Origin of the sequence: Sphaerisporangium rhizosphaerae, assembly GCF_042665155.1 — a bacterium.
GTDB classification, from domain to species: Bacteria; Actinomycetota; Actinomycetes; order Streptosporangiales; family Streptosporangiaceae; genus Sphaerisporangium; species Sphaerisporangium rhizosphaerae.
The window spans coordinates 1-21,517 of record NZ_JBHTCG010000038.1 but is presented as its reverse complement, the minus strand read 5'-3'; the positions used below and the strand labels follow the sequence as shown (position 1 = coordinate 21,517).

Here is a 21,517-nt window from a genome sequence, read left to right as displayed (position 1 = left end):
CCGCGGGAACGGTCAGGCGTGGCCGGTGGCGGTCGCTCGCGCGGCCTCGTAGGCGGTGGCGGCGGCGCGCAGGGCGGCCTGCTCGTCCGGCAGCGGGCGGGCCGCCGCAGCGGCCGACAGGCGGGCGGCCAGCGCCGGGTCGGCGATCAACCGCGCGATCGCCTCGCGCAGAGCGGCCGCGTCCCCGGGCGGGACGAGCAGCGCGGCGTCGCCGACCATCGCAGGGACGCCGCCGACCGCCGTCGCGACGATCGGCTTGGCGGCCCTGAGCGCCTCCTGGACGTTCAGCGGCTGTCCCTCCCAGCGGCTCGGCGACACCAGCGCGTCGGCCGCCTGGAGGAGGTCGGCCACATCGGCGCGGTCGCCCAGGAGCAGGACCGGGAGCCCTTCGGCCTCGACGCGCGACCGCAACTCGCCGCGCAGCGGCCCGTCCCCCGCGACGACGAACAGCGGGGCGGCGCCCTCCGCGTACGGCCCGCGCGCGGCGTCCAGGAGCGTCTCCAGGCCCTTCTGCTGGGCCAGCCGGGCGATCGTCAGCAAGATCGGCCCGCCGCCCTCCCGGGCCCCTGCGGCCCCGTCGCCGGGCGTCGCTTGCGGCACGAGGTCACCTGACACCCCACCCGGCTCGCCACCGACATCGACCGTGTCCGACACCCGACCAGGCTCGCCACCGACATCGACCGCGTCCGACACCCGAGCCGGCACCGCGCCGGCCTCCGCCCCGTCCGACACCCCAGGCTCGGCACCGACCCCGACCGCGTCCGACACCTCACCTGGCTCGGCGCCGGCCGCGGCTGTGCGCGGCGCCCGATCGGGTTCGGCGCCGACGTCGGCCGCGCCGGACGCGCGACCCGGCTCGGCGCCGGACTCGGCGGGGTTCGACCGACCAGATTCTGCTCTCGGTCCTGCTCTCAGTTCGGCGCGGACTTCGGCGGGCGTCCTGGTCGCGGGCGACAGCGGCGGGGCCGGGACGACCGCGGCAGCGACGTGACGGGCCCCGAGGGCGGTCATCCGCTCCCCCAGGTCGGGAGCCACCACGAGCACCTGATCAGCCTTCTTCGCAACAATGCGCTCCAAAAGCCCATATATCGCGCCAACCGCTCCCCCGGCGGTCAGCGCGTTGTGCAAGGTGACCACCAGTGCGGTACGGCGGCCGGCCAGCGCCAGGGCCGCCAGCGCGCCGGCGCGCAGCCCGTGCGCGTGCACCACGTCGGCCCCCGCCAGCAGGGTCCGCAGCCGCGCCACGGCCCGCAGGTCGGCCGCCGGACGGGGCCGGTCGGAGATGGGCACCCCCGCGAAGCCCGCGACGCCGGAGAAGCCGAACGCCTCGTCGGTGCTCGCCGGGCCGATCACCACGACCTGGCGGCCCTCCCGGGCGAGCCCTCCGGCGAGCATGCGCACGTGCCGCCCCACCCCGCCGGTGCTCGTCCCGAGAACCAGGGCCACGCGCCGCGCCGTCTCAGCCATCTCCGCCGTTCCCTCCCCGGCCGCCCCCGCGCACGCGCGACAGCGCCGCCATCACATCAGGCCTGTCCACGACCAGCGCCACGGCCAGGGCCGCCACCAGGGCCGCCGCACCGGCCGGCACCGTCACCGCCGCCCCGGCCACCGGCCCGCGGGCGGGCAGCAGCGCGGCGACCCACAGACCGGCCACGAAGCCGGCTCCGCCGCCCAGCACCGCGGCCAGCGTCGCGCGCCCCACCCCGGCCAGCGCCGCCGCGCCCCCGCTCCGCAGGACGGCGGCCATCAGCAACGCCCCGCCCGCCGTCATGCCCACGGCGCTGCCGAACGCGAGGCCGCCGAGCCGCCAATCGGCGGGGAAGGCCACGGCGAAGGCCGTCTGCGCGGCCATGACCACCAGCCACCCGGCCACCGTGCCCGCGGCGGCCGCCCTTCCCCTTCCCCGCGCGTACAGCACGCGGCCCAGGTGGGCGATCAGGCCGTACCCGAGCAGGCCGGGCGCGAACAGCGCGATGGCCCGCGCCAGCTCGGCCGGGGGCACCTCGCCGGCCTTGCCGCCGACGAAGACCTCCGCCACCGGAACCGCCACCCCCGCCAGCGCCCCGGCGGCGATGCCGGACACCAGGATGACCGCCCGCGTGGTCTGCGCCGACAGAACGGCGAACCCGTGGCCGTCCCCCTCCTCGGCCCGCGCGGAAAGGGCGGGGAACGCGCTGGTGGCGATGGGCACCGCCAGGACGGCGTAGGGGACCTGGTAGATCGCCCAGGCGAAGTTGTACCCAGGGAGCCCGCCGGCGCCGAGGTACCGGTTGGCGAGCCACACCACCAGCGCCGCGGCCGCCTGCTGGGCGATCAGGGCGCTGAGCCCGGCCACCGCCAGCCGGCGCACCCGCGCGGCCACGCCTTCGGGGAAGCGCAGGGTCGGCCGCAGCCGCAGGCCGAGCCGCGAGGACGGGCCGATGACCGTCACGACCAGCGCGAGCACGCCGAGCGTGGTGCCGACGGACAGGGCCAGCTCGGCCGGGCGCGGCACCGCCGTCAGGGGGGCGGTGACGCCGTGGGCGAGCGGCACGAACAGCAGGTAGGCGACGATGACCACCAGGCTGGACACCAGCGGGGCCAGCGCCGGGCCGGTGAAGCGCCGGTGGGCCTGGAGCACCCCGTACAGCACCACGGCCAGGCCGTACAGGGGGATCTGCGGGGCGAAGACGACGAGCATCCGGGTCGCGGTGTCCAGCAGGTCGCCCGGGTCGCAGCCTCGCACCTGCCCGGCGAACAGCTCCATCACCGGACGGGCCGCCAGGGCGGTGAGCGCTCCGAGCGGCACCAGCAGCACCAGCACCCAGCTCAGCAGCGCCGAGGTGATCCGCCCGACCCGGTCCCGGGCCTCCTCGGCGCTCGACTCGGCGCTCGACTCGGCGCCCTCACCGGCCGCACCGCCGCCTACCGGCGCCGCGCGCGAGCCGGCGGGGACCGGCGCCGAGGAGCGGGAGGCCGCCCCGGCGAGCACCGGGACGATCATCCCGGCGAGCGCGCCGCCGACGACGACCTCGAACACGATGTTGGGCACCTGGTTGGCGGTGAAGTACGCCGTGGCCAGGCAGCCGGTGTCCACCGTGCGGGCCAGGACGAGCTGCTTGGCGAAGCCCACCACGCGGGCCAGGATCGTGACGGCCGCGATGAGGGCCGCCGCGGCGGCCAGGCCCCGGCCCACCCGTGCGGTCATGCGGGACGGCGGCCCAGCATGTCGAGGCGGTGGAGCACCGGGTTTCCGGCGATGACCTTGGTGAAGCTGACCTTCTCGGAGGCGGCGGTGAGCGCCGCGACCGCGCCGAGCAGCACCAGCCGGGCCGGGCGGCGCAGCCCCGCGACGGCCGCGACGCCGAGCAGCGCCCCGAGGGCGTTGGCGCCCGCGTCGCCGAGCATGGCCCGCTCGCCGAGGTCCTCCGGCAGCAGGGCGAGGCCCGCCCCGATCGGCACCGCGGCAAGCGCCGCCCCGGTGGCGGCGCCCGACCCGGCACGCCCGGCCACGCCCGCACGGCCGGGGACGACGCCCGCGCCCGCGGCCATGCCCGCGCGACCGGCGAGGAGCCCCGTGCCGTCGATCGCGCTCGTACGACCGGCGGTCGCGCCCTTGACGAGCGAGGCCGCGAGCAGCGGCCCGCCGGCGAGCAGCCCCACCTTGATGGCCCGCCCGGGACGCAGGTCGAACAGGTTGGCCAGGTTGGCGCTGCCCGCGATGAGCGCGCCGTCGAGCAGGGTGTCCACGGCGGCGGACACCGCGCCGCGTCCCGCCTCGCCGGGGTGGCGGGGCAGCAGGGCGGCGGCGGCCAGGCCCGCCGCGCCGATGCCGAGGATCTTCACCGCGCCGCTGGTCACCTCACCGCGCGCCAGGGCCGTCAGGTGTCCCTTGAAGCCCTTGGAGGACGTCGCCCCCCGAAGGTCGTCGTAGGCGCCGAGGGCGCCACCGCCCACGGTGGCGAGGACCGCCGCCGCGCGGGCCCGCGGAGGCAGGCCCGGCGCCAGCGCCACCGCCGCGCCGGCGCCTGCCACGAACGCGGGCCCCTCCAGCAGAGTGAGCGGCTCGCCGCGGTGGTTGGTGCGCGTCCAGGTCTTCTCGTCGCCGATCGGCGGGCGGCGCGTGAACGCCGAGTAGGCGGCGCGGGCGGCGACGGCGCCGAGGGCCGCGCCCGCCAGGGCGCCGAGCCAGGTGCGATGGGCCACAGCAGATCCCTCTTCGTCAGGAGCACCCGGCGCGACCGCCGGGACTGGGCGTGCGGCGCGTCAGCCGCCCGCGCCCGCGGTCGGAGTGGGCGTGGACGAGGACACGGGGGTCGGTTCGACGGCCGTGGCGTCCGAGCCGAGGCCGTACTGCCCGGCCTTGCCGGCCGCCTGCTCCCGCAGAGCGTAGACCACCACGGCCTGCCCAGAAGCCATATCGGGGTTGTCGACGGTGGAGACCTTCGCCGCCGCGTCGCTCTCGGCGCGCAGCGCCGCGATGACGCCCGCCGCGGTCGAGGTGGGCACCGCGCCGGTGACGACGGCGCCCTCTCCGCCATCGTCCAGCCCGGTGGCCAGCGCGACGACGGCGGAGTTCTGCGCGTCCGCGGTGTCGCCCTCGTAGGGGGTGGCCGGGGCCACGACCAGCGCCAGCGTCGCCCGCTTGCCGGGGTCGCCTTCGACCGACAGCAGCCCGTCGCTCTCGAAGGAGCCGAGCACGCCGGCGGCGGCCGGCTCGTCCTTGCCGGCCTGGGCCTTGTCGGAGGTCATCAGGGCGCCGGCCAGCACCGCGGCCGCCTTGTCGTACGGCGTGGCGTTGAGGGGGAACTCCATGGCGGCGGGCTTGGCGGTGGTCGCCAGCTCGTCCAGGACCGCGGCCTGCTCGGCGTTGAGGTACTTCTCGGTGAGCGTGACCCGGCCGGTGACCACGGCCCCGGCCGCGGTGACCACGTGATCGATGGGGTCGCGCAGCTTGGAGTCAGCGCCGGGCGCCTCGACGATCACGACGCGCTCGCCGGTCAGGGCGCCCTGGACCAGCAGCGGGAGGCGGTCGGCGATGAAGGAGTCGTCGGCGCCTTCGCGGCTCTGCACCCCGCTCACCTGCGCCTGCAACTCGATGTTGCGGGCGCGCAGCTGCGCGGTCACCGCCTCGGTGGAGGCCACCAGCGGGGCGTTCAGCACCGTGCTGCCCAGGACGATGCCGATGGCGAGCGCGAGGAAGATCGCGACGATGGAGACGAGGTGATAGCGGAAATCGATCACGAGAAGAGTCCGACCAACCAGAAGATGAAACCGTTCCAGGCGTCCCGAAGTCCGTTCAGCCAGACCTTCCCCATCGGGGAGAACCACAGCACGACGCCTACCGTGACCATCGCCGTCGCCACCAGCAGCAGCAACGAGCCGATCGAGATGCGGCTGCGGTACAGCCGGCTCACGCCCTTGGCGTCCACGAGCTTGCCGCCGACCCGGAGCCGGGTGAGGAAGGTGCTCGCCATGCCCGAGCGCCCCTTGTCCAGGAACTCCACCAGCGTGCCGTGGGTGCCGACCGCCACGATCAGGCTCGCGCCCTTGTCGTCGGCCAGCAACATCGCGATGTCCTCGCTGGTGCCGGTGGCGGGGAACACCACGGCCTGCTGGCCGAGCTGCTGGACCCGTTCGAGGCCGGGCGCCCGGCCGTCGCGGTAGGCGTGCACGATGAGCTCGGCGCCGCAGCACAGGCTGCGTTCGGACACCGAGTCGAAGTCGCCGACGATCAGGTCGGGCATGTAGCCGGCCTCCAGCAGGGCGTCGGCGCCGCCGTCCACCCCGATGAGCACCGGGCGGTACTCGCGGATGTAGGGGCGGAGGGTGGCGATGTCCTCCTTGTAGTGGTAGCCGCGCACCACGACCAGAACGTGCCTGCCCTCCATGGATGTGCGGATGTCGGGGACGCCGACGCCGTCGATCAGCAGGTCGCGCTCGCGGCGGATGTACTCCATCGTGTTGATGGCGAAGTCCTCGATCTGGACCGACAGGCCCGCCCGCGCCTCGGCCATCGCGGCGGCGACGCTGTCGGGGGTCGCGATCTCGCCCTTCCCGACGATCTCGTCCTCCAGGTACACCACGCCCTCGTGGACGCGCACCAGGTCGCCGTCGCGGACGCGGTCGAACACCTCTGGGGTGACGTTGTCCACGAGCGTCACCCCGGCGTTGAGCAGGATCTGCGGGCCGAGGTTCGGATAGCGGCCGCTGATGCCGGCGGCGATGTCGAGCACGACGGAGACGCCGCACGCGACAAGAGCCTCCGCGCTCACCCGGTCGACGTCGACATGATCGATGATCGCGATTTCCCCGGGCCTGAGGCGCTTGGTCAGCCTCTTGGTCCGCCGATCGATCCTCGCCACTGCCGTCACCCCGGGAAGGTCTGGGACCTTCCTGCGGCGGAGGCCCTGAACCTTCAAGGTCGGCACCTTCATCACGAACCATCCTGCCAGAGCGTGCGACCAAGATGGGCCCGCATCACGGCGTGTCAGACCTGTCACTGTGGGTACACCGGACGCCCACCGCCGGACAACCACTGCCCTCCACTCATCGTCACGAACGCCCAGCCCCCCTCCTCACGAACGCCCAGCCCCCATTCTCACGAACGCTCGGCTCGCATCCGCACGAACGCTCGCGCGCGAAGCGCGGCAACGCCCCGCACGCATGGGCACGAACGCTCGGCACGCTTCCTCACAGACGCTCGGCACGCTTCCTCACAGGACGCCCAGCACGCATCCTCGCTGCACCGGCGGCATCCTCACGAACGCTCGGCACCGCCCCAGGACCATGCCACGCGCGCCCCTGGCCTCCCGCGAGGCGCCTGCGGAGGCAGGCACTTCCGAACCCCGCGTGTCTCTCATGTGCGACCCGACGCCTTCGCGTACGCGAACCCCCGCCGGCTCCCGCGCGAGCACAAGCCGGCACAAGACCGTCCCCAGGGTACGCACATCCGGCCGCCCAGGACGGGCGGTCGCCGTGATCCACCCCCTGATGGGCGGCCGAATCCATCGGCCGTCCCCGCCGCGGGCCTCCGTCGCGGGGACCGCCGGTGCGTGCGACCGATGACCGACGGCTCGCGTGTGCTCGCCGCCGCACGGCTGGAGCGCGGCGCCGAAGACCGGGGGCCGTCAGGGCTCACGGGTTCGGTCGACGATCGACGGCCGGCGCGTACGACCGGCGGCCCGTGAGGGTCATGAGCGGCCGGTTGACTTGCCCGTGGCTGCGGGCTTGCCGGACGCGCCGACGCTCCTGCCGCCGCGGGCGGGCCTGCCGGACGGGGTCGCCGCCGTGGCCTTGTCGGCCGCGGCGATGGACAGCAGTTCCTCGGCGTGCGCGCGGCCCAGCGCGGAGTCCTCCAGACCGGCCAGCATGCGCGACAGTTCCCTGGCGCGGCCCTCCGGGTCCAGAGCGGTGACACCGCTGCGCACGACGCTGCCGTCACTGGCCTTCTCGACGACCAGGTGCTGGTCGGCGAACGCGGCGACCTGGGGCAGGTGGGTCACCACGATGACCTGCGAGGTGCGGGCCAGCCGGGCGAGCCGCCTGCCGATCTCCACCGCGGCCTTGCCGCCGACTCCGGCGTCGACCTCGTCGAACACGAACGTCGGCACCGGGTCGGCGCCGGCGAACACCACCTCGATCGCCAGCATGACCCGGCTCAGCTCGCCGCCGGAGGCACCCTTGTTCAACGGCAGCGCCGGAGCCCCGGGATGGGACATCATGCGCAGTTCGACGTCGTCGGCGCCGTCGGGACCGAACGAGCCCGTCGGGGTGATCACCACGACGACCCGGGCGTGCGGCATGGCGAGCGCGGTCAGCTCGGCGGTGACCGCCGCGCCGAAACGCTCGGCGGCGGCGGTGCGGATGTTGGTGAGCTCGGCCGCCAGCTCGGTCAGCCGCGCCGTCAGCTCCTCGTGCTCGCGGCTCAGCTCGGCGATGCGGTCGTCGTCCCCCGCCAGCTCGCCGACGCGGACCGCGGCCGACTTCGCCCAGGCCAGGACCGCCTCGCTGTCCTGGCCGTACTTCCTGATCAGGCCGTTCAGCAGCGCGCGGCGTTCCTGCACGGCGGCCAGCCTGGCGGGGTCGGCGTCGACGGACTCGGAGTAGGCGGCCAGTTCGGTGGCCACGTCCGACACCAGGTACCCGGCCTCGGCGAGGCGGTCGCCGATGCCCGACAGCGCCGTGTCGTACTCGCGGACGGCCTCGACCGCCGCCCGGGCCTGCCCGAGCAGGGAGACGGCGTCCTGCAGCCCCTGGACGGCGGCCATGGGGTCGCCGAGCAGGGCGGAGTGGGCGGTCACGGCGGCGTTCTTCAACGCGTCGGCGTGCGCGAGGCGCTCTTCCTCCTGCTTGAGCTCGGCCTCTTCGCCGGCCCTGGGGTCGGCCTTTTCGATCTCCTCCAGCCCGAAGCGCAGGTGGTCGGCCTCCTGGGCCCGCTCACGCGCCTTGGTCGTGAGCTCCTGGAGCGTCTCGCCGACCTCCCTGTGGCGCTTGTAGGCCTGGGTGTAGGCCCGGAGCGGCTTGACGAGCTCCTCACCGGCGTAGCGGTCGAGCGCGGCGCGCTGGCGTCCGGGCTGCAGCAGCCGCTGCTGGTCCATCTGTCCGTGGACGGCCACGAGGTCCTCGGCGAGGTAGGTGAGCGTGCCCACCGGCACGGACCTGCCGCCGAGCCACGCGCGGGAGCGGCCCTCGGTGGAGACCGTCCTGGCGATGATCAGCTCGCCGTCCTCGATCTCGCCGCCGGTGTCCTCCACCTGCTGGGCGACGCGGCCGCCCTGCTCGACGAACAGCGTGCCCTCGACCGTGGCCCGCTCGGCGCCGGGGCGGACGCGCGCGGGGTCGGCCCGGCCGCCGAACAGCAGCCCGAGCCCTGTCACGACCATCGTCTTGCCCGCGCCGGTCTCGCCGGTGACGACGGTGAAGCCCGAGGAGAGCTTCAGGACAGCCTCGTCGATCACCCCGAGCCCTTTGATCCGGACCTCATCGACCCGTGGCCGCACTGGGTCCCTCCCGCCGTTTCGCCGCGCCGCCTCCGCTCGGGCACCTCGCCGGAGCGTGTGGAGCTTGGCTCGGTCACCTCTTTTGTGCGGGTCGATCCTACGCGGAAATCGCCAAGGTTTTCGATGACCGGTGCCCTCTGCGCCTCAAAGGAGCGCACCCAACCGGTCGATACGACCAGAAACCGTACATTCCACGTCTTGTGGCGACGGGACCTGGATGCCCGTCGCCCGCCCTCGGACAGGGGGCGACGGCCGGGTGGACATCCCGGCCGCGCGGCCACCGGCCGCACATCCCACCGGCCCGCGCCTCCTGGAACCAGGGCTCAGTGGCGTACGCGGCCGCGCCAACCCTGGACGGGCAGGTCGAACTTGGCGACGAGACGGTCGGTGAACGGGGCTCCGGTGGTGTCCGGGCCGTGCAGGCGCGCCAGCCGGACCGGCAGGTCGGCGCGCCGGACCTCCACCCGCACGCCCGGCGGCAGGTCGAAGCGGCGCCGCCCGTCGCACCACAGGACTCCTCCCGACGTTCCGGGAAGGATCTCGATGGCGATGTTGGAGCGCGGAGAGACCACCAAGGGGCGGGCGAACAGCGCGTGGGCGCTGTTGGGCACCAGCAGCAGCGCCTCGACCTCCGGCCACACGACCGGCCCGCCCGCCGAGAACGCGTACGCCGTCGAACCGGTCGGAGTGGCACAGATCACGCCGTCGCATCCCCACCGGGACAACGGCCTGCCGTCGATCTCCGCCACGACCTCCAGCATGCGGTCGCGCTTCTCGACGCTCGCCTCGTTGAGCGCCCAGGTCGAGGCCAGCAGCTCGCCGTTGGCGCGGACCTTCACATCGAGCGTTAGCCGCTCTTCGACGCCGTACCGGCCGGTCACGACGTGGTCCACGGCCTCGGCGAGGTCGGCCATCTCGGCCTCGGCCAGGAAACCGACGTGACCGAGGTTGATGCCCAGCAGCGGGGTGCGGGCCGGACGGGCGAGCTCGGCCGCGCGCAGCAGCGTGCCGTCACCGCCGAGCACCATGAACACCTCGGCGTCCTCGGCGGCGGCGGGGCTCGCCGGCACCACGTCCACGCCGGGAGCGGCGATCTCCTCGGCCTCCGGCTCCATGACGCGGACCGTGAACCCTTCGGCGAGGAACCGGTGGATCACCAGCCGCGCGCTCTCGACCGCCGGCTCGCGCCCCGTGTGAGCCGTGATCAGCACCGTACGCTTCGCGCTGTCCATCGTTGGCGCCGCTCCTCCCGCGGGTAGGTCGCGCACTACTGGGGACCTTCCGTGACCGCGCGATCGATCTCGGCGTCCAGGTCTGTGACAGAGTCGGGCCCCGGCCCCTTGCCGAGCCAGAGCAGATATTCGACGTTGCCCGACGGGCCCGGCAGGGGGCTCGCCGTCACACCGCGCACCGTGAGCGACAGCGTGGCCGCCGCGGCGGCCACGTCCCGGACGGCGCCGGCGCGCAGGCCGGGGTCGCGGACGACGCCCCCCGCCCCCACGCGGTCCTTGCCCACCTCGAACTGCGGCTTCACCAGCATGACGAAGTCGGCCTCCGGGGCCGCGCAGGCGGCGAGAGCCGGCAGGACCAGGCGCAGCGAGATGAACGACAGGTCGCCGACGACGAGCGTTGGAGGCTCGCCCACCGCGTCGCGGGTCAGGTCGCGCACGTTGACCCGCTCCATGACCGTGACCCGATCGTCGGTGCGCAGCGACCAGGCGAGCTGGCCGTACCCGACGTCGACCGCGAGGACATGCGCGGCTCCGCGCCGCAGCAGCACGTCGGTGAAACCGCCGGTCGAGGCTCCGGCGTCCAGGCAGCGGCGCCCTTCGACGGCCAGGCCGCGCGGCTCGAACGCCTCCAGCGCGCCGATCAGCTTGTGGGCTCCCCGCGACACGTAATCGGGGCCCTCCGGGGCTTCGACGACCACGATCGCCGAGGCCGTGTCCACCTGGGTCGCGGGCTTGGCCGCCGTACGGCCGCCGACGCTGACCCGGCCGCCGGAGATCAGCTCCGCGGCCTGCTCCCTGGAGCGGGCCAGGCCGCGGCGCACCAGCTCGCTGTCCAGCCGTATCCGACGGCTCACCGAACCCACCCCCCGGCCGACGTAGCGCGTCCTGCCGTCGCGCGAGTGGTACGGCCCGAGAAGGCCCGCCCGGCGCGCGCGGGGGCCGATCGTCCCGGCGCGGGAGCTGACCGTGCCGGCGCAGGGGCCGATCGTCCCGGCGCGGGGACTGAGGCGGCCGAGGACGCCCACCTGGGCATGAGAATCCGCCCGGCCATCAGGAGACGCCGTCCCCCTGGATCGGGGAGGCGTCGTCCACGGAGGCGAGGGTGGCCTCCAGGCCCCCCAGCACCTCCTCGAACACCGGGACGTGCTCCCGGACGGGAACCTCGCCCAGGCCGCCCAGCCTGGCCAGGGCGGCGGCCACGCGGGCCTCGCCGCTCTCCGTCATGCGTCGTCTCCACGTCTCGTGCTTGCTCCGCCGTGCGGCGTGTCCGTTTCGCCCCTGTGCCGCCGACTCGCGGTGTGTTCGTTGGTCGTGGGGCCGATCAGGGACATGATGGAATGGTCGCTCGCCGGGTCACCGCCGCCTACGCGACGGCCGTAGACCCTGACCGTATCGGAAGCGGCCATCCATGTGATGCTCTTCTCTGCCCGGGCCGCGCTCGCGCGCCGGATTTGGCGTAGTACTCAAGTGAAACGCTACCTTCCGTAAGTCAGAGGGGCTTCGGGGATGAGAAGGGGTACCACGCATGGCGACCGTCGACGAGTGCAGGGCGGCGCTGGACAAACTCGCCGAGCAGTTCGCCGAGCTTGATCCAGAGACCCGTACCAAGCATGTGGTGGACAGAAGCCTGAGCTGCCGGATCACCGATCTCGACGTGACCTTCTACGGGCGGATCCACCATGACGGCCTCGAGCCGTTCACCGACGTCCCTCCCTCGACAGGGCGGCCCGCCGATGTGCGCATCCGCATCTCCAGCGACGATCTGCTCTCCATGGTGAACGGCGAGCTCGACATGGCACGGGCACTTCTGGGCGGCCGAGTCAAGATCGACGCCAGCCTGGGAGACCTCCTGCGGCTCCGCAAACTCCTCTGAAGCCCCCCGGGCCGGCGACCCCCGCGACCATCCACCCTCCCTCACGGCTCCAGCACCGCGCGTCCCCACGCACAGACGATCAGAGCGCCGAAACGCACCACGACACCGGCGGACAGGTCCGTCAGAGGTGCAGAACCACTATGACCACCGCGGACAAGACCATCTGAGCGCCACCACCGCCGAGGCGCCCGAGGGACGGACCGTCAGGGGGACAGAGCCGCCATGACATGGGTGAGGGCGGCCTTGTCGGCCCGGCCGTCGCCCGCGTGCGCCCAGGAGGCGGCACAGGCGGCGCGGAGCCCGTCCAAGGGGTCGCCCTCGCCCTTCAGGCGCAGCTCGCCGGACTCCCATCGCGCCACCCAGCCCTCCCGGACCCACTCGTCGCCCTCGCCGGTGACCGGCGCCGGCGGCAGGTGGACGGCGGAGACGTCCGTGCCGATGTGGGTCGGACGGTGCTCGGGCGGCGCGACGAGCAGGTCCAGCGGGCCGGTGACCCCGCTCAGCACGAGCAGGCTGTCGACGCCCGCCCGGGTGGCCGCCTCGATGTCGGTGTCCAGCCGGTCTCCCACGATGAGCGGCTTCTCGGCGCCCGTGCGCAACACGGACTCCCGGTGCAGCGGCGGCTCCGGTTTGCCCGCCGACACGGGCTCGACCCCGGTCGCGGTCGCGATGACGCGGGTCATCGAACCGTTGCCGGGCAGGACCCCCCGGTTCGTCGGCATGGTCGTGTCACCGTTGGCCGCGACGAACCAGGCTCCCTGCCGAACGGCGAGCGCTCCCTCACTCAGCAGGGCGTAGGACAGATCAGGCGAGATGCCTTGGACCACGGCCACGGGCGCGTCCGCGGCGGTCGTCACCGGGCGCAACCCCTGCCCGCGTACGGCGGAACGCAGGCCCATGCCGCCGACCACGAGCACGGCCGATCCCTTCGGCACCCGTTCGGCGATCATGCGAGCGGCCGCCTGGGCGGAGGTCACGACGTCGTCCGGCGTGGCCGGAACCCCGATGGACACCAGGTGCTCGGCGATCGCCGCCGGTGTGCGGGAAGCGTTGTTGGTCACGTAGGCGAGCCGCACCCCGGTGTCACCGGCCCGGGTCAGCGCCTCGGGCGCGCCTTTCACCGGCTGACGGCCGAGGTAGACGACTCCGTCGAGATCGAGCAGCAAGGTGTCGTAGAGGTCGATCAGCGTGGTTACCATGGCCCCACTATTTCCGATGCCCGGACACTCCCATGACCCGGCCACCACCCTCGCTCCGCACTCCCCCAACGCCCCAGATCAGACCAGCCCTCCTCAGGCCAGGCCGACCCACCTCCAGTCAGGCTTGGCGGGCTCGCAAGGTGGCGCGGACCTGCTTCAGGGCGGAGACGTAGTCGCGAAGGTCAGGGCGCATCGCCACGGCCATGGCCAGGTGCTCCTGGGCGGCCTTCATGTCGCCGGTGCGCCACAGGGCCATGCCCAGGCCGAAGTAGGCGTAGTCCTCGGTGGGGTTGGCGGAGACGATCCAGCGGAAGCTGTCGGCGGCGTCCTCGTACCGGCGCGAGTTGAACTGCGCCCTTGCCAGAGCCTCCCGGATGCTGCGCGAATCGGGTTCGGCATCGGCGGCCCGCGCCAGGATCGCCGCCGCGGCGGCCGGGCTGCCGTCCTTCAGCAGCTTGACCCCGCGCTGAAACCATTCATAGACGTCACCGGCAGGAGCGTTCGGGTCGTAGACATGATCCACAGGAGCGTTCGGCTGGTAGTCGGAGGGCTCCGGCCCGCTTCGTCCCTGCACCATCTTCAGAGGCCTCCTTCAGAGGACATGTCATCCCGGCTTCCTGACGAGCCGGGCAGCGCTACGACGTCGGGGCTGTCTCTGAGCGACGCGGGCCTTATGGCACCATGCCCGGTATGGCCATCTCTGAACTGCCGTCGCCTGACGGACTGGTATTGCGCCCGTTCCGGGGTGTGCGTTTCGCAGTGGACGATCTGGCTGCCGTCACCTCTCCACCGTACGACCTCGTCTCGCGCGAAGACGTCCGCCATCTCCTCGACGCTCACCCCAACAACGTGGTACGGCTGATCCTTCCCGGGGCTGACCAGCACCGTTACGCCGAGGCTCGGGAGACCCTCACCGTGTGGCTCGACTCGGGCGTACTCGTCGTCGACGATCTCCCTTCCCTTTACGTCTACGAGCAGAGCGGGCCTGACGTGCTGCTCCGCGGCCTGATCGGTGACCTCGCCCTCTCTGAACCGGACAAGGGCATCGTGCTGCCGCACGAGAACGTCATGCCGGCGACGGTGGCCGATCGCCTGGCGCTCATGAAGACCACCGAGAGCAACCTGGAGCCCATCTTCCTGCTGTACGACGGCGACGGCGCCGCCGCCTCGGAGCTGGTCGACGAGGTGGCCTCGACGCGGACTCCGCTCCTGGACATCCGCACCGACGACGGCATCTCGCACCGGTTGTGGGCCCTCACCGATCCGGCGGAACTGCGGACCGTGGCGGACGCCCTCTACGGGTGCCGGGCCCTCATCGCCGACGGCCACCACCGGTACGCCACCTACCTCGCCCTGCAACGGGACTACCACTCACAGGGACGCGGCGCGGGCGCCTGGGACTTCGGCCTGGCCATGCTGGTGGACTCCCGGGCCTACCCGCCCGACCTCAAGGCCATCCACCGGGTCATCCCCGGGCTGCCCCTGGAGGAGGCCGCGGCACGGGCCAAGGGAGCCTGGCGGGTGCACGAGTTCGTCCGGCTGGAGGAGGCGCTGGAGGCCCTGGCCACGGCGACGGGCCCCGCCTTCGTCCTGGGCGGCGAGGGGCACAGCCACCTGCTGACCGACCCCGACGCCGTGCAGTTGGAGCACGCGATGCCGGCGGCCCGGTCGGACGCCTGGAAGTCTCTGGTCACGTCGATCCTCTCGGAGTTCCTCTTGCCCAAGGTCTGGGGGTTGCAGGACGACGAGCAGACCGTGCGCATCGTCCACCATGACCCCTACCTGGCCGTCCGGATGGCCGGCCGCGAGTCGGGTACGGCGGTGATCGTCCCGCCCCTGACGGTCGAGAACGTGCTGGCCATCGCCGCCGGAGGCGAGCGCGTGCCCCGCAAGTCCACCTCATTCGGCCCCAAGCCCCGCACCGGCCTCGTCCTGCGCACCTTCTCCACCAACTGACTCCCCTCCACGGCCGTTCGCTTCGCCTCCAACGGATGGGGCGCCGCTCGGTCCGTCCTGCCGACGGCTCACCCCGTCGCCGGCCGAATGCCGGACCGGTGGTCGGTGCTCGGCGGCGGTGGTGGGACCGTCCGCGTGGTCTTGGGCCGCGGCCGTGGGGGACGGGGCGGCCGTGTCCCTTCGTCCGGGATCTCGGGCCTGTAGGCGGCGCGCCTCGCGCACCTCGACCTCGTAGGTGCTGACTCCGCCGCCGGCGCCGCCCCGGTAGCGCTGGTGCAGCGCTCCCTCGACCGTGACGACGTCGTCGACCCGCCACCCGGCCACCGTTGCGCCCACCCCGGGGTCAAAGGTGACGCACGCAATGCCGTCGGCCTTCTTGCCGCTCGGATGCTCGGCGGGCCTGCGCACCGCGAGCCCCCACATGGTCATGACATCTCCGCTGGGCAGCTCTCTGCGCCTCGCCGGCTTGGACAGCCGGCCGACCAGCGTCACCTCGTTGCGGTGCATGGGAACCCCTTTCCTGCCGCGTCCTGTCCATGGCAGGGCCATCCTTCGCCACCAGGCCGGACCACACGGGGTTCGAACGTCGTTCTGTGGAAAACATCGCGGGAGCCTGAGGCGAGCGAAGAAACGTGACCGCGGGTCACCCGTGGGATCGCCCAGGTGGTACGAACATAGGGGTCGCGGGCACGGCGCGCGCCCCGGGAACGAAGGAGCAGCTGTGGACAACGTCACGCCACTGGGCGGAGAAGTCTACGAGATCGACACGCGCATGGCGGGATTCTCGGGGATCACCGCGGGCTATCTGATCCTCGGCGACCGGCCCTGCCTGGTCGAGACCGGCACCTCGACCTCCGCTCCCGTCGTCCGCGACGCGCTCACCTCCCTGGGGGTCGGACCGGACGATCTCGCCACGGTGGTCGTCACGCACATCCACCTCGACCACGCCGGAGGCGTCGGCGACATCGCCGGGTTCTACCCCTCGGCCGAGGTCGTCGTGCACCAGAAGGGCGCACGTCACCTCGCCGATCCGACCGTCCTGATGGCCAGCGCGAAAAAGGTCTGGGGCGACCGGCTCGACACGCTCTTCGGAACCCTGTCGCCCACCGAGGCATCTCGCATCCGGGCCCTGGACGACAGCGACTCCATCGACCTCGGCGGCGGCCGTACGCTGTCCAGCCACTACTCCCCTGGGCACGCCAAGCACCACGTCGGACTGCTGGACTCGGCGACCGGCGATCTCTACGTCGGCGACGCCGCGGGGGTGTACCTGCCGCAGACCGGCGACGTGCGGCCCGCCACGCCTCCCCCGGACTTCGATCTGCGGACGGCACTGAACTCGGTGTCGCTGTTCAAGGACCTGGGCCCCCAGCGGCTGCTGTTCAGCCACTACGGACCCGTCTCCGACGTCTCCGAGATCTTGGACCGATCGGCCGAGGAGCTGCGCGTCTGGGTCGATCTGACCCGCCAGGCCCACGCCCAAGGCATGGACCTCGACCACGCCGTGGCGATGGTGGGCGAGAAGACCCGTCAGCGCTACGCCGCCCCCGCGCCGGAGGACGCCGAGACGGTGCGGCAGATGGAGATGATCAGCGGAGTCCCGTTCAACGTGGCCGGCATCCTGCACTGGCTCGACCGCGCCGAGCCCTCCTCGGGCTGAAGGCCGCTCCGGTGTCGTGCGCCGGGCGAGCCGGGGCACGGTGGCGATGTCTCGCGCCGAGCAGGCTTAGATCGATCTGGCGAGGGAACGATGAGTGGCGGGCGCCGCATGCCTCGAGTCTGTCGGCGCCCACCACCCTTCGTCAGCCTCCGCGCCTGTCAGGCATCACGCCGGTCCGGCCTGCGCGGCTGGACATCGGCGTCGTCGTCATCGTCGTCGTCCTCCAGAACATCCCCCGGAACCGGTCTCGCCGAAACACCGAAGTCGGGTTCGATGAAGGCCGGCCCCATGCCGATCTCCATGCGCGGAGCCTCCGGCGCGGGACCGTCCGGTATCTGGGCCTCGGCGGCCTGCACGTCCTCGGTCGCCGTCCCCGACGCCTTGACCGGCGTCTCGGCCGTCTCCGTCCCCGCCGATTCGTCGGACTTACCCGGCTTGTCGGTCACTTCGGACGGTGAGGCCACCGAGGAGGACGCGGACGGTGCGGCGACGGACGTGACGACAGTGGACTCCGGCGACGGCGCCGGCTCCTCGGCCGAGCTGTCGGCGGACGCCACAGCAGCAGCGGCTTCCTCACCGGCGTCCGGATTCCCGGCAGCACTCACCTCGGAACCGAGCTGGACACCAGCACCGGCCTGTTCCCCGGACTCGCCGCCCGAGTCAGCCAAGTCATCCGGGGCATCCCGGTCATCCCGGTCACCCGACTCGGTGGCGGTCTCGTCATCGCGCTCGGCGCCCGGCTCGGCCGGGTCGCCGTCTTCGCCATCCTGGACGAGCGCGTCGCCGTCCACGTCGAACTCGCCGTCCTCCTCGTCCTCCTCGATGTCCTCGATGACGGCTCCGGTGAGGACCGCGTACCGCTCGGCCGCGTCGGTCTCTCCGTCCTCGTCGAACATCATGGCCCGCTCGAACCAGTCGGTCGCCGCGCTCTCGTGCCCGGCTTCCGCCAGGGCGTCGGCGTAGGCGAAGGCCAGGCGGGCGGACCAGGGATGCGGCTCCTGGTTGCGCAGTTCCGGCACCCGCTGCAGAGTGATGACGGCCGCGTCGTGCTGACCGAGGTCGCGGCGGGCGCCCGACTCCACGATCGCCAGCTCGATGCGCCCCGCACGGTCGAGGCGCTCGGCCTCGGGCGAACGGACCAGGTCCAGCGCCCGTTCCGGACGCCCCAGCCCGCGCTCACAGTCAGCCATGATCGGCAGGAACTCGTCCGAACCGGTCATCCTGCGCGCGGCGCGCAGATCACTGAGCGCCTCGGCGTAGTGTCCGGCACGGTAGGCGGCCAGGCCCACCGCCTCCCGCACCACTCCGATGCGCGCGGCGAACCGGCGGGCGACCTTCGCGTGCTCGTACGCGAGCTCGGCGTCGTCGTCCCCCAGCGCGCGCTCCGCGGCCACCAGATGAGAAGCGATCATGGCGGCGAGGTCGTTGGGGAGGGAGCGGAGCTCGTCGCGGACGTCCTTCTCCAGCTCCTCGGGAGTGATGTCCGGCGCCAGCTCCGGAATGGCGACATGCTCCTCCCGGCGCCCCTGCCCGTCGCGGGGGCCGTGTTCGGTGTCGCGCGCGAACGGGCGGCCGCCCTCCCGGCCGTAGCGGCCACGGGAGCCACCGCGCTCACCCTGACCGGCGTCGCCCCGGTCATCCCTGGAGCCGTACCGACCGCGGTCGCCGTACTCCCGGCTCCGGTCGTCAGCGGACGTGCGCCCCTCGCGGGGACCGCGGTCGTCCCGTCCTTCACGGCTGAACGGGCGCGGCCCTGAGCCGGATCGGTCGTCGCGGCGGAAGGGACGATCGCCGCCCTCGCCTCGGGTGTCGCGCCCGTACGGCCGGTCGCCGCCACCGAACCGGCGGTCGCCACCGCCCTGCGGACGGTCGTCGCGATCTCCTGGACGGGACCCGCGCGCCGCGAACCCACCGCGGTCACCGCGGTCGTCACGGCCCGGACGGCCTTCTCCGCCGAACGGGCGTGCTCCCGGACCACGCCGGTCGTCCCGCTGGAACGGCGGCCTTCCGCCCCGGTCGCCGGCGCCCGGAGGTCGCCCGCCACGGTCATCCCGCTCGAACGGACGGCCACCACGGTCGCCACGGTCGAACGAACGACCGCCGCGGTCGTCACGGTCGAAGGAGCGCGGGCCACGGTCACCGCGGTCATCCCGCTGGAAGGAGCGCGGGCCACGGTCACCACGGTCGAACGAGCGACCGCCACGGTCGTCACGGTCGAACGGACGGCCCCCAGGGCCACCACGATCGTCCCTGAAAGATGGCCGGCCCTGCCGGTCACCGCGGTCATCCCGGTTGTACGGACGGGAACCCGCGCCACCGCGGTCGTCCCGTCCTTGATGGCCTTCGCGTCCCTCACGGTTGAAGGGACGCGAGCCCGAACCTGTGCGATCGTCCCGCTGGAACGGGCGGTTCTCGCGGTCGCCCCGCCCGGGGCCGGAAGGACGGCCTCCACGGTCATCACGGTCGCGCCAGCCGGAGGAGCCGCCGGCGCCTTGCTCGCGCCGATCTCCGTAGCGCGACTCGGACCGGCCGCCGTACGGGCGGTCACCGCGCGGCCCCTGGAATCCCTGGCCGCTACGGGGGGCGCCGTCCCGATCGCCACGACTGTACGAACGCTCACCGGCGCCGGATCCGCCACTGCGGTCGTCACGACGATCCCCGCGCTCGAAGGAACGGGCGGGACGCTCCGGCCGGTCCCCTCGGTCGGAGGGACGGCCCTGGTAGCCGCCGCGCTCACCACGCTCATAGGGGCGTCCAGGACGGTCGCCACGGTCGCCACGGCCGAACGTGGCGCGATCTTGGTAGCCCCCCCGCTCAGAACGCTCGTAGGGCCGCCCCGTCCGATCTCCACGATCGGAGGAGCCACCCGGACGGTCACCGCGATCGAACGAGCCCCCGGGCCGGTCACCGCGATCCGACGGACCACTCGGACGGTCGCCACGGTCGTAGGAGCGGCCTGGACGGTCCTGGCGGTCGCCACGGTCGAAGCCACGGCCCGGACGGTCGGGGCGATCAGGGCGGTCACCGCGCTCGTAGGAGCGACCAGAGCCCCCTGCCCTGTCGTCACGGCCGAAGGACCGGCCTTCGCCGGCCCCGCCCCGGCCCTCTCGGTTGAACGGCCGACCGCCGCGGTCGTCGCGCTGGAAGGGGCGTCCTCCACGAGAATCACGGTCGCGAGACCCGTACGAGCCGCCGGGGCCGCCTTCGCGGCGCTCGCCGTAGCGCGGACCATCGCCGGAGCGCCTCTCTCCGCGCGCTCCCGCGCGGTAGCCGTCGGCCGGTCGCCCCTCCCTCGCGCTGTCGGAGCGGTCACCGCGGAATGCTCCGGACCCCTCGCCCGAGCGGTTCCCGCCATCTTCGGGACGGCCCGAGTCCTCACGTCCGTTATCTCTGTTCACTTCTGTCCTTCGTTGCTCGCTCACCGCGTCCGCCGTGATCGGCGTTCACCCGTAGCGCCGACCATGGCGCGGAGGGGACGGGTCATCCGGCCGCGGGACTCAAGGCCCGTTCACTCTGTCGCTGCCCGCCCTTTGGCGCCTTACGCGACGAAGGCCACCCGTGGTGGGGTGGCCCGGCCCTGTCCAGCCTAGCAAGCCCCCACCCCCCAACCATCCATTCGCCCGAACACCACGGGCTCTCCATCACTGAAACGACCTTTCCGGCGGCTCTGACGTCAGCAGGCCGATCCACACTCACGACGACCTTGTGCGATCATCACTGGGCCCGATCCCGGTCAACGGCGAACAGGTTCTGCTGCAGACGGGCTGGCTCATGACCAGGAGCTTTCCCGCTCGAACACGATTCGCCCGCTGTAGAGGAGTCCGGAATGAAAGGGGTCTCCGCGCCATGGCATCCATCCGCCACGAGTTCGCGATCGACGCGTCCCCCGAGTACATCTGGGACGTGCTGCGCGATGTGGGCGCCGTCCACCAACGCCTGCTGCCCGGCCGCGTCGCCGACACCCGCATCGAGGGCGACCACAGGTTCCTGAGCTTCCCCGACGGACATGTGATCCACGAGTTGATCATCGCGATCGACGACGACGCCCGCCGCCTGGCCTACTCCGTCGTCGAGGGCGCTCGGCCACCGACCGAGCACCACCACGCCTGTTTCGAGGTTCACTCCGAGGGTGACCGGGCGGGCCGGGTCGTCTGGACCACGGACGTGTTGCCGCACGCGCTCGCCACCGAGATCAGGATCCGCGTCCAACGCGGCGCGGAGGAGATGAGACAGGTGATCGAGCGGCAGTACGAAGTCGCACTCGCCGACCCCGGACACTGACCGGCGCGCAAGATCGCGCCGAATGCGCCGGCGTGACGGCCGTGGAATCTCCAGTTCTGGTGAGCGGCTTCTTCGCGCGAATCCCGGGTGCCCGCGAACTGTCCGGAGCGGAGCCACCACTCCACCGCCTCCAGCCAGGGCAAGACTAAAGGTCCGTAAACGCAGGTAGGCCATCCACACCGTGGATGGCCTACCTTGCATTATAAAGTTTTGTCCGGCGGTGTCCTACTCTCCCACACCGTCCCCGGTGCAGTACCATCGGCGCTGGAAAGCTTAACTTCCGGGTTCGGAATGTAACCGGGTGTTTCCCTTCCGCTATGACCGCCGTAACCCTC

At 72.9% G+C, this 21,517-nt stretch carries 17 protein-coding genes and 1 rRNA gene; 4 read left to right on the top strand and 14 right to left on the bottom strand.

Annotation, left to right across the window (positions count from 1 at the left end):
- Positions 1 to 12 precede the first annotated feature (12 nt).
- From ACFQSB_RS34795 to ACFQSB_RS34755, 9 genes are all read right to left on the bottom strand, one after another.
- Positions 13 to 1,467, bottom strand: coding sequence for a glycosyltransferase family 4 protein (locus ACFQSB_RS34795; RefSeq protein ID WP_380831125.1), 1,455 nt, complete (start codon positions 1,465 to 1,467; stop codon positions 13 to 15).
- On the bottom strand, positions 1,460 to 3,187 hold the full coding sequence (gene murJ, locus ACFQSB_RS34790; RefSeq protein ID WP_380831123.1) for a murein biosynthesis integral membrane protein MurJ: 1,728 nt from the start codon (positions 3,185 to 3,187) through the stop codon (positions 1,460 to 1,462). Before murJ ends, ACFQSB_RS34795 begins: the two co-directional genes overlap by 8 nt.
- The gene (locus ACFQSB_RS34785) at positions 3,184 to 4,185 is read right to left on the bottom strand and encodes a hypothetical protein (protein WP_380831122.1); all 1,002 of its coding nucleotides are present in this window, start codon (positions 4,183 to 4,185) and stop codon (positions 3,184 to 3,186) included. The genes murJ and ACFQSB_RS34785 overlap by 4 nt, the downstream gene beginning before the upstream one ends.
- 60 nt (positions 4,186 to 4,245) lie before the next feature.
- Positions 4,246 to 5,223 carry a copper transporter gene (locus tag ACFQSB_RS34780; protein WP_354926626.1) on the bottom strand — a complete coding sequence of 326 codons (978 nt, stop codon included), beginning with the start codon at positions 5,221 to 5,223 and terminating at the stop codon, positions 4,246 to 4,248.
- Positions 5,220 to 6,416: a putative cytokinetic ring protein SteA gene (steA, locus tag ACFQSB_RS34775; RefSeq protein WP_354926624.1), complete on the bottom strand. Its 1,197-nt coding sequence runs from the start codon at positions 6,414 to 6,416 to the stop codon at positions 5,220 to 5,222. The genes ACFQSB_RS34780 and steA overlap by 4 nt, the downstream gene beginning before the upstream one ends.
- Before the next feature lie 756 nt (positions 6,417 to 7,172).
- Entirely contained in the window at positions 7,173 to 8,981 is a 1,809-nt protein-coding gene (gene recN / locus ACFQSB_RS34770; protein WP_380831120.1) for a DNA repair protein RecN, read from the bottom strand.
- 323 nt (positions 8,982 to 9,304) lie between these two features.
- The gene (locus tag ACFQSB_RS34765; RefSeq protein ID WP_354844688.1) at positions 9,305 to 10,213 is read right to left on the bottom strand and encodes an NAD kinase; all 909 of its coding nucleotides are present in this window, start codon (positions 10,211 to 10,213) and stop codon (positions 9,305 to 9,307) included.
- 35 nt (positions 10,214 to 10,248) lie between these two features.
- Positions 10,249 to 11,067: a TlyA family RNA methyltransferase gene (locus ACFQSB_RS34760; RefSeq protein WP_380831184.1), complete on the bottom strand. Its 819-nt coding sequence runs from the start codon at positions 11,065 to 11,067 to the stop codon at positions 10,249 to 10,251.
- 196 nt (positions 11,068 to 11,263) lie between these two features.
- A complete protein-coding gene (locus tag ACFQSB_RS34755) occupies positions 11,264 to 11,437 on the bottom strand; it encodes a hypothetical protein (protein ID WP_354926618.1) in 174 nt (57 codons plus the stop codon).
- 301 nt (positions 11,438 to 11,738) lie between these two features.
- Here ACFQSB_RS34755 and ACFQSB_RS34750 point away from each other — a divergent pair, with 301 nt between their 5' ends.
- The gene (locus ACFQSB_RS34750) at positions 11,739 to 12,086 is read left to right on the top strand and encodes an SCP2 sterol-binding domain-containing protein (RefSeq protein ID WP_380831118.1); all 348 of its coding nucleotides are present in this window, start codon (positions 11,739 to 11,741) and stop codon (positions 12,084 to 12,086) included.
- A gap of 203 nt (positions 12,087 to 12,289) precedes the next feature.
- Here the strand turns inward: ACFQSB_RS34750 and ACFQSB_RS34745 are convergent, their stop codons facing one another.
- Positions 12,290 to 13,285, bottom strand: coding sequence for an HAD-IIA family hydrolase (locus ACFQSB_RS34745; RefSeq protein WP_380831117.1), 996 nt, complete (start codon positions 13,283 to 13,285; stop codon positions 12,290 to 12,292).
- A 118-nt stretch (positions 13,286 to 13,403) separates the two neighbouring features.
- Entirely contained in the window at positions 13,404 to 13,862 is a 459-nt protein-coding gene (locus ACFQSB_RS34740; RefSeq protein ID WP_354844672.1) for a tetratricopeptide repeat protein, read from the bottom strand.
- Positions 13,863 to 14,044: 182 nt separating this feature from the next.
- Here ACFQSB_RS34740 and ACFQSB_RS34735 point away from each other — a divergent pair, with 182 nt between their 5' ends.
- Positions 14,045 to 15,241 carry a DUF1015 family protein gene (locus ACFQSB_RS34735; RefSeq protein ID WP_380831115.1) on the top strand — a complete coding sequence of 399 codons (1,197 nt, stop codon included), beginning with the start codon at positions 14,045 to 14,047 and terminating at the stop codon, positions 15,239 to 15,241.
- Here ACFQSB_RS34735 and ACFQSB_RS34730 read toward each other — a convergent pair.
- On the bottom strand, positions 15,185 to 15,748 hold the full coding sequence (locus tag ACFQSB_RS34730; RefSeq protein ID WP_380831113.1) for a single-stranded DNA-binding protein: 564 nt from the start codon (positions 15,746 to 15,748) through the stop codon (positions 15,185 to 15,187). The genes ACFQSB_RS34735 and ACFQSB_RS34730 overlap by 57 nt on opposite strands.
- 214 nt (positions 15,749 to 15,962) lie before the next feature.
- On the opposite strand from ACFQSB_RS34730, the gene ACFQSB_RS34725 reads away from it, so the two are divergent.
- Entirely contained in the window at positions 15,963 to 16,901 is a 939-nt protein-coding gene (locus ACFQSB_RS34725) for an MBL fold metallo-hydrolase (RefSeq protein WP_380831111.1), read from the top strand.
- A 158-nt stretch (positions 16,902 to 17,059) separates the two neighbouring features.
- On the opposite strand, the gene ACFQSB_RS34720 is transcribed toward ACFQSB_RS34725, so the two are convergent.
- On the bottom strand, positions 17,060 to 18,313 hold the full coding sequence (locus tag ACFQSB_RS34720; protein WP_380831110.1) for a hypothetical protein: 1,254 nt from the start codon (positions 18,311 to 18,313) through the stop codon (positions 17,060 to 17,062).
- 2,434 nt (positions 18,314 to 20,747) lie between these two features.
- On the opposite strand from ACFQSB_RS34720, the gene ACFQSB_RS34715 reads away from it, so the two are divergent.
- Positions 20,748 to 21,182, top strand: coding sequence for an SRPBCC family protein (locus ACFQSB_RS34715; protein ID WP_380831108.1), 435 nt, complete (start codon positions 20,748 to 20,750; stop codon positions 21,180 to 21,182).
- Positions 21,183 to 21,394: 212 nt separating this feature from the next.
- Here ACFQSB_RS34715 and rrf read toward each other — a convergent pair.
- Positions 21,395 to 21,511 (bottom strand): 5S ribosomal RNA (gene rrf, locus ACFQSB_RS34710).
- Positions 21,512 to 21,517 lie beyond the last annotated feature (6 nt).

Excerpts from the sequence above, each read along its gene's own strand:
- ACFQSB_RS34715 (WP_380831108.1), top strand. The coding sequence starts at position 20,748 with ATGGCATCCATCCGCCACGAGTTCGCGATCGACGCGTCCCCCGAGTAC.
- ACFQSB_RS34730 (WP_380831113.1), bottom strand. The coding sequence starts at position 15,748 with ATGCACCGCAACGAGGTGACGCTGGTCGGCCGGCTGTCCAAGCCGGCG.
- steA (WP_354926624.1), bottom strand. The coding sequence starts at position 6,416 with ATGAAGGTGCCGACCTTGAAGGTTCAGGGCCTCCGCCGCAGGAAGGTC.
- ACFQSB_RS34740 (WP_354844672.1), bottom strand. The coding sequence starts at position 13,862 with ATGGTGCAGGGACGAAGCGGGCCGGAGCCCTCCGACTACCAGCCGAAC.
- ACFQSB_RS34720 (WP_380831110.1), bottom strand. The coding sequence starts at position 18,313 with ATGATCGCTTCTCATCTGGTGGCCGCGGAGCGCGCGCTGGGGGACGAC.
- ACFQSB_RS34765 (WP_354844688.1), bottom strand. The coding sequence starts at position 10,213 with ATGGACAGCGCGAAGCGTACGGTGCTGATCACGGCTCACACGGGGCGC.
- ACFQSB_RS34755 (WP_354926618.1), bottom strand. The coding sequence starts at position 11,437 with ATGACGGAGAGCGGCGAGGCCCGCGTGGCCGCCGCCCTGGCCAGGCTG.
- ACFQSB_RS34745 (WP_380831117.1), bottom strand. The coding sequence starts at position 13,285 with ATGGTAACCACGCTGATCGACCTCTACGACACCTTGCTGCTCGATCTC.
- murJ (WP_380831123.1), bottom strand. The coding sequence starts at position 3,187 with ATGACCGCACGGGTGGGCCGGGGCCTGGCCGCCGCGGCGGCCCTCATC.
- ACFQSB_RS34795 (WP_380831125.1), bottom strand. The coding sequence starts at position 1,467 with ATGGCTGAGACGGCGCGGCGCGTGGCCCTGGTTCTCGGGACGAGCACC.
- ACFQSB_RS34750 (WP_380831118.1), top strand. The coding sequence starts at position 11,739 with ATGGCGACCGTCGACGAGTGCAGGGCGGCGCTGGACAAACTCGCCGAG.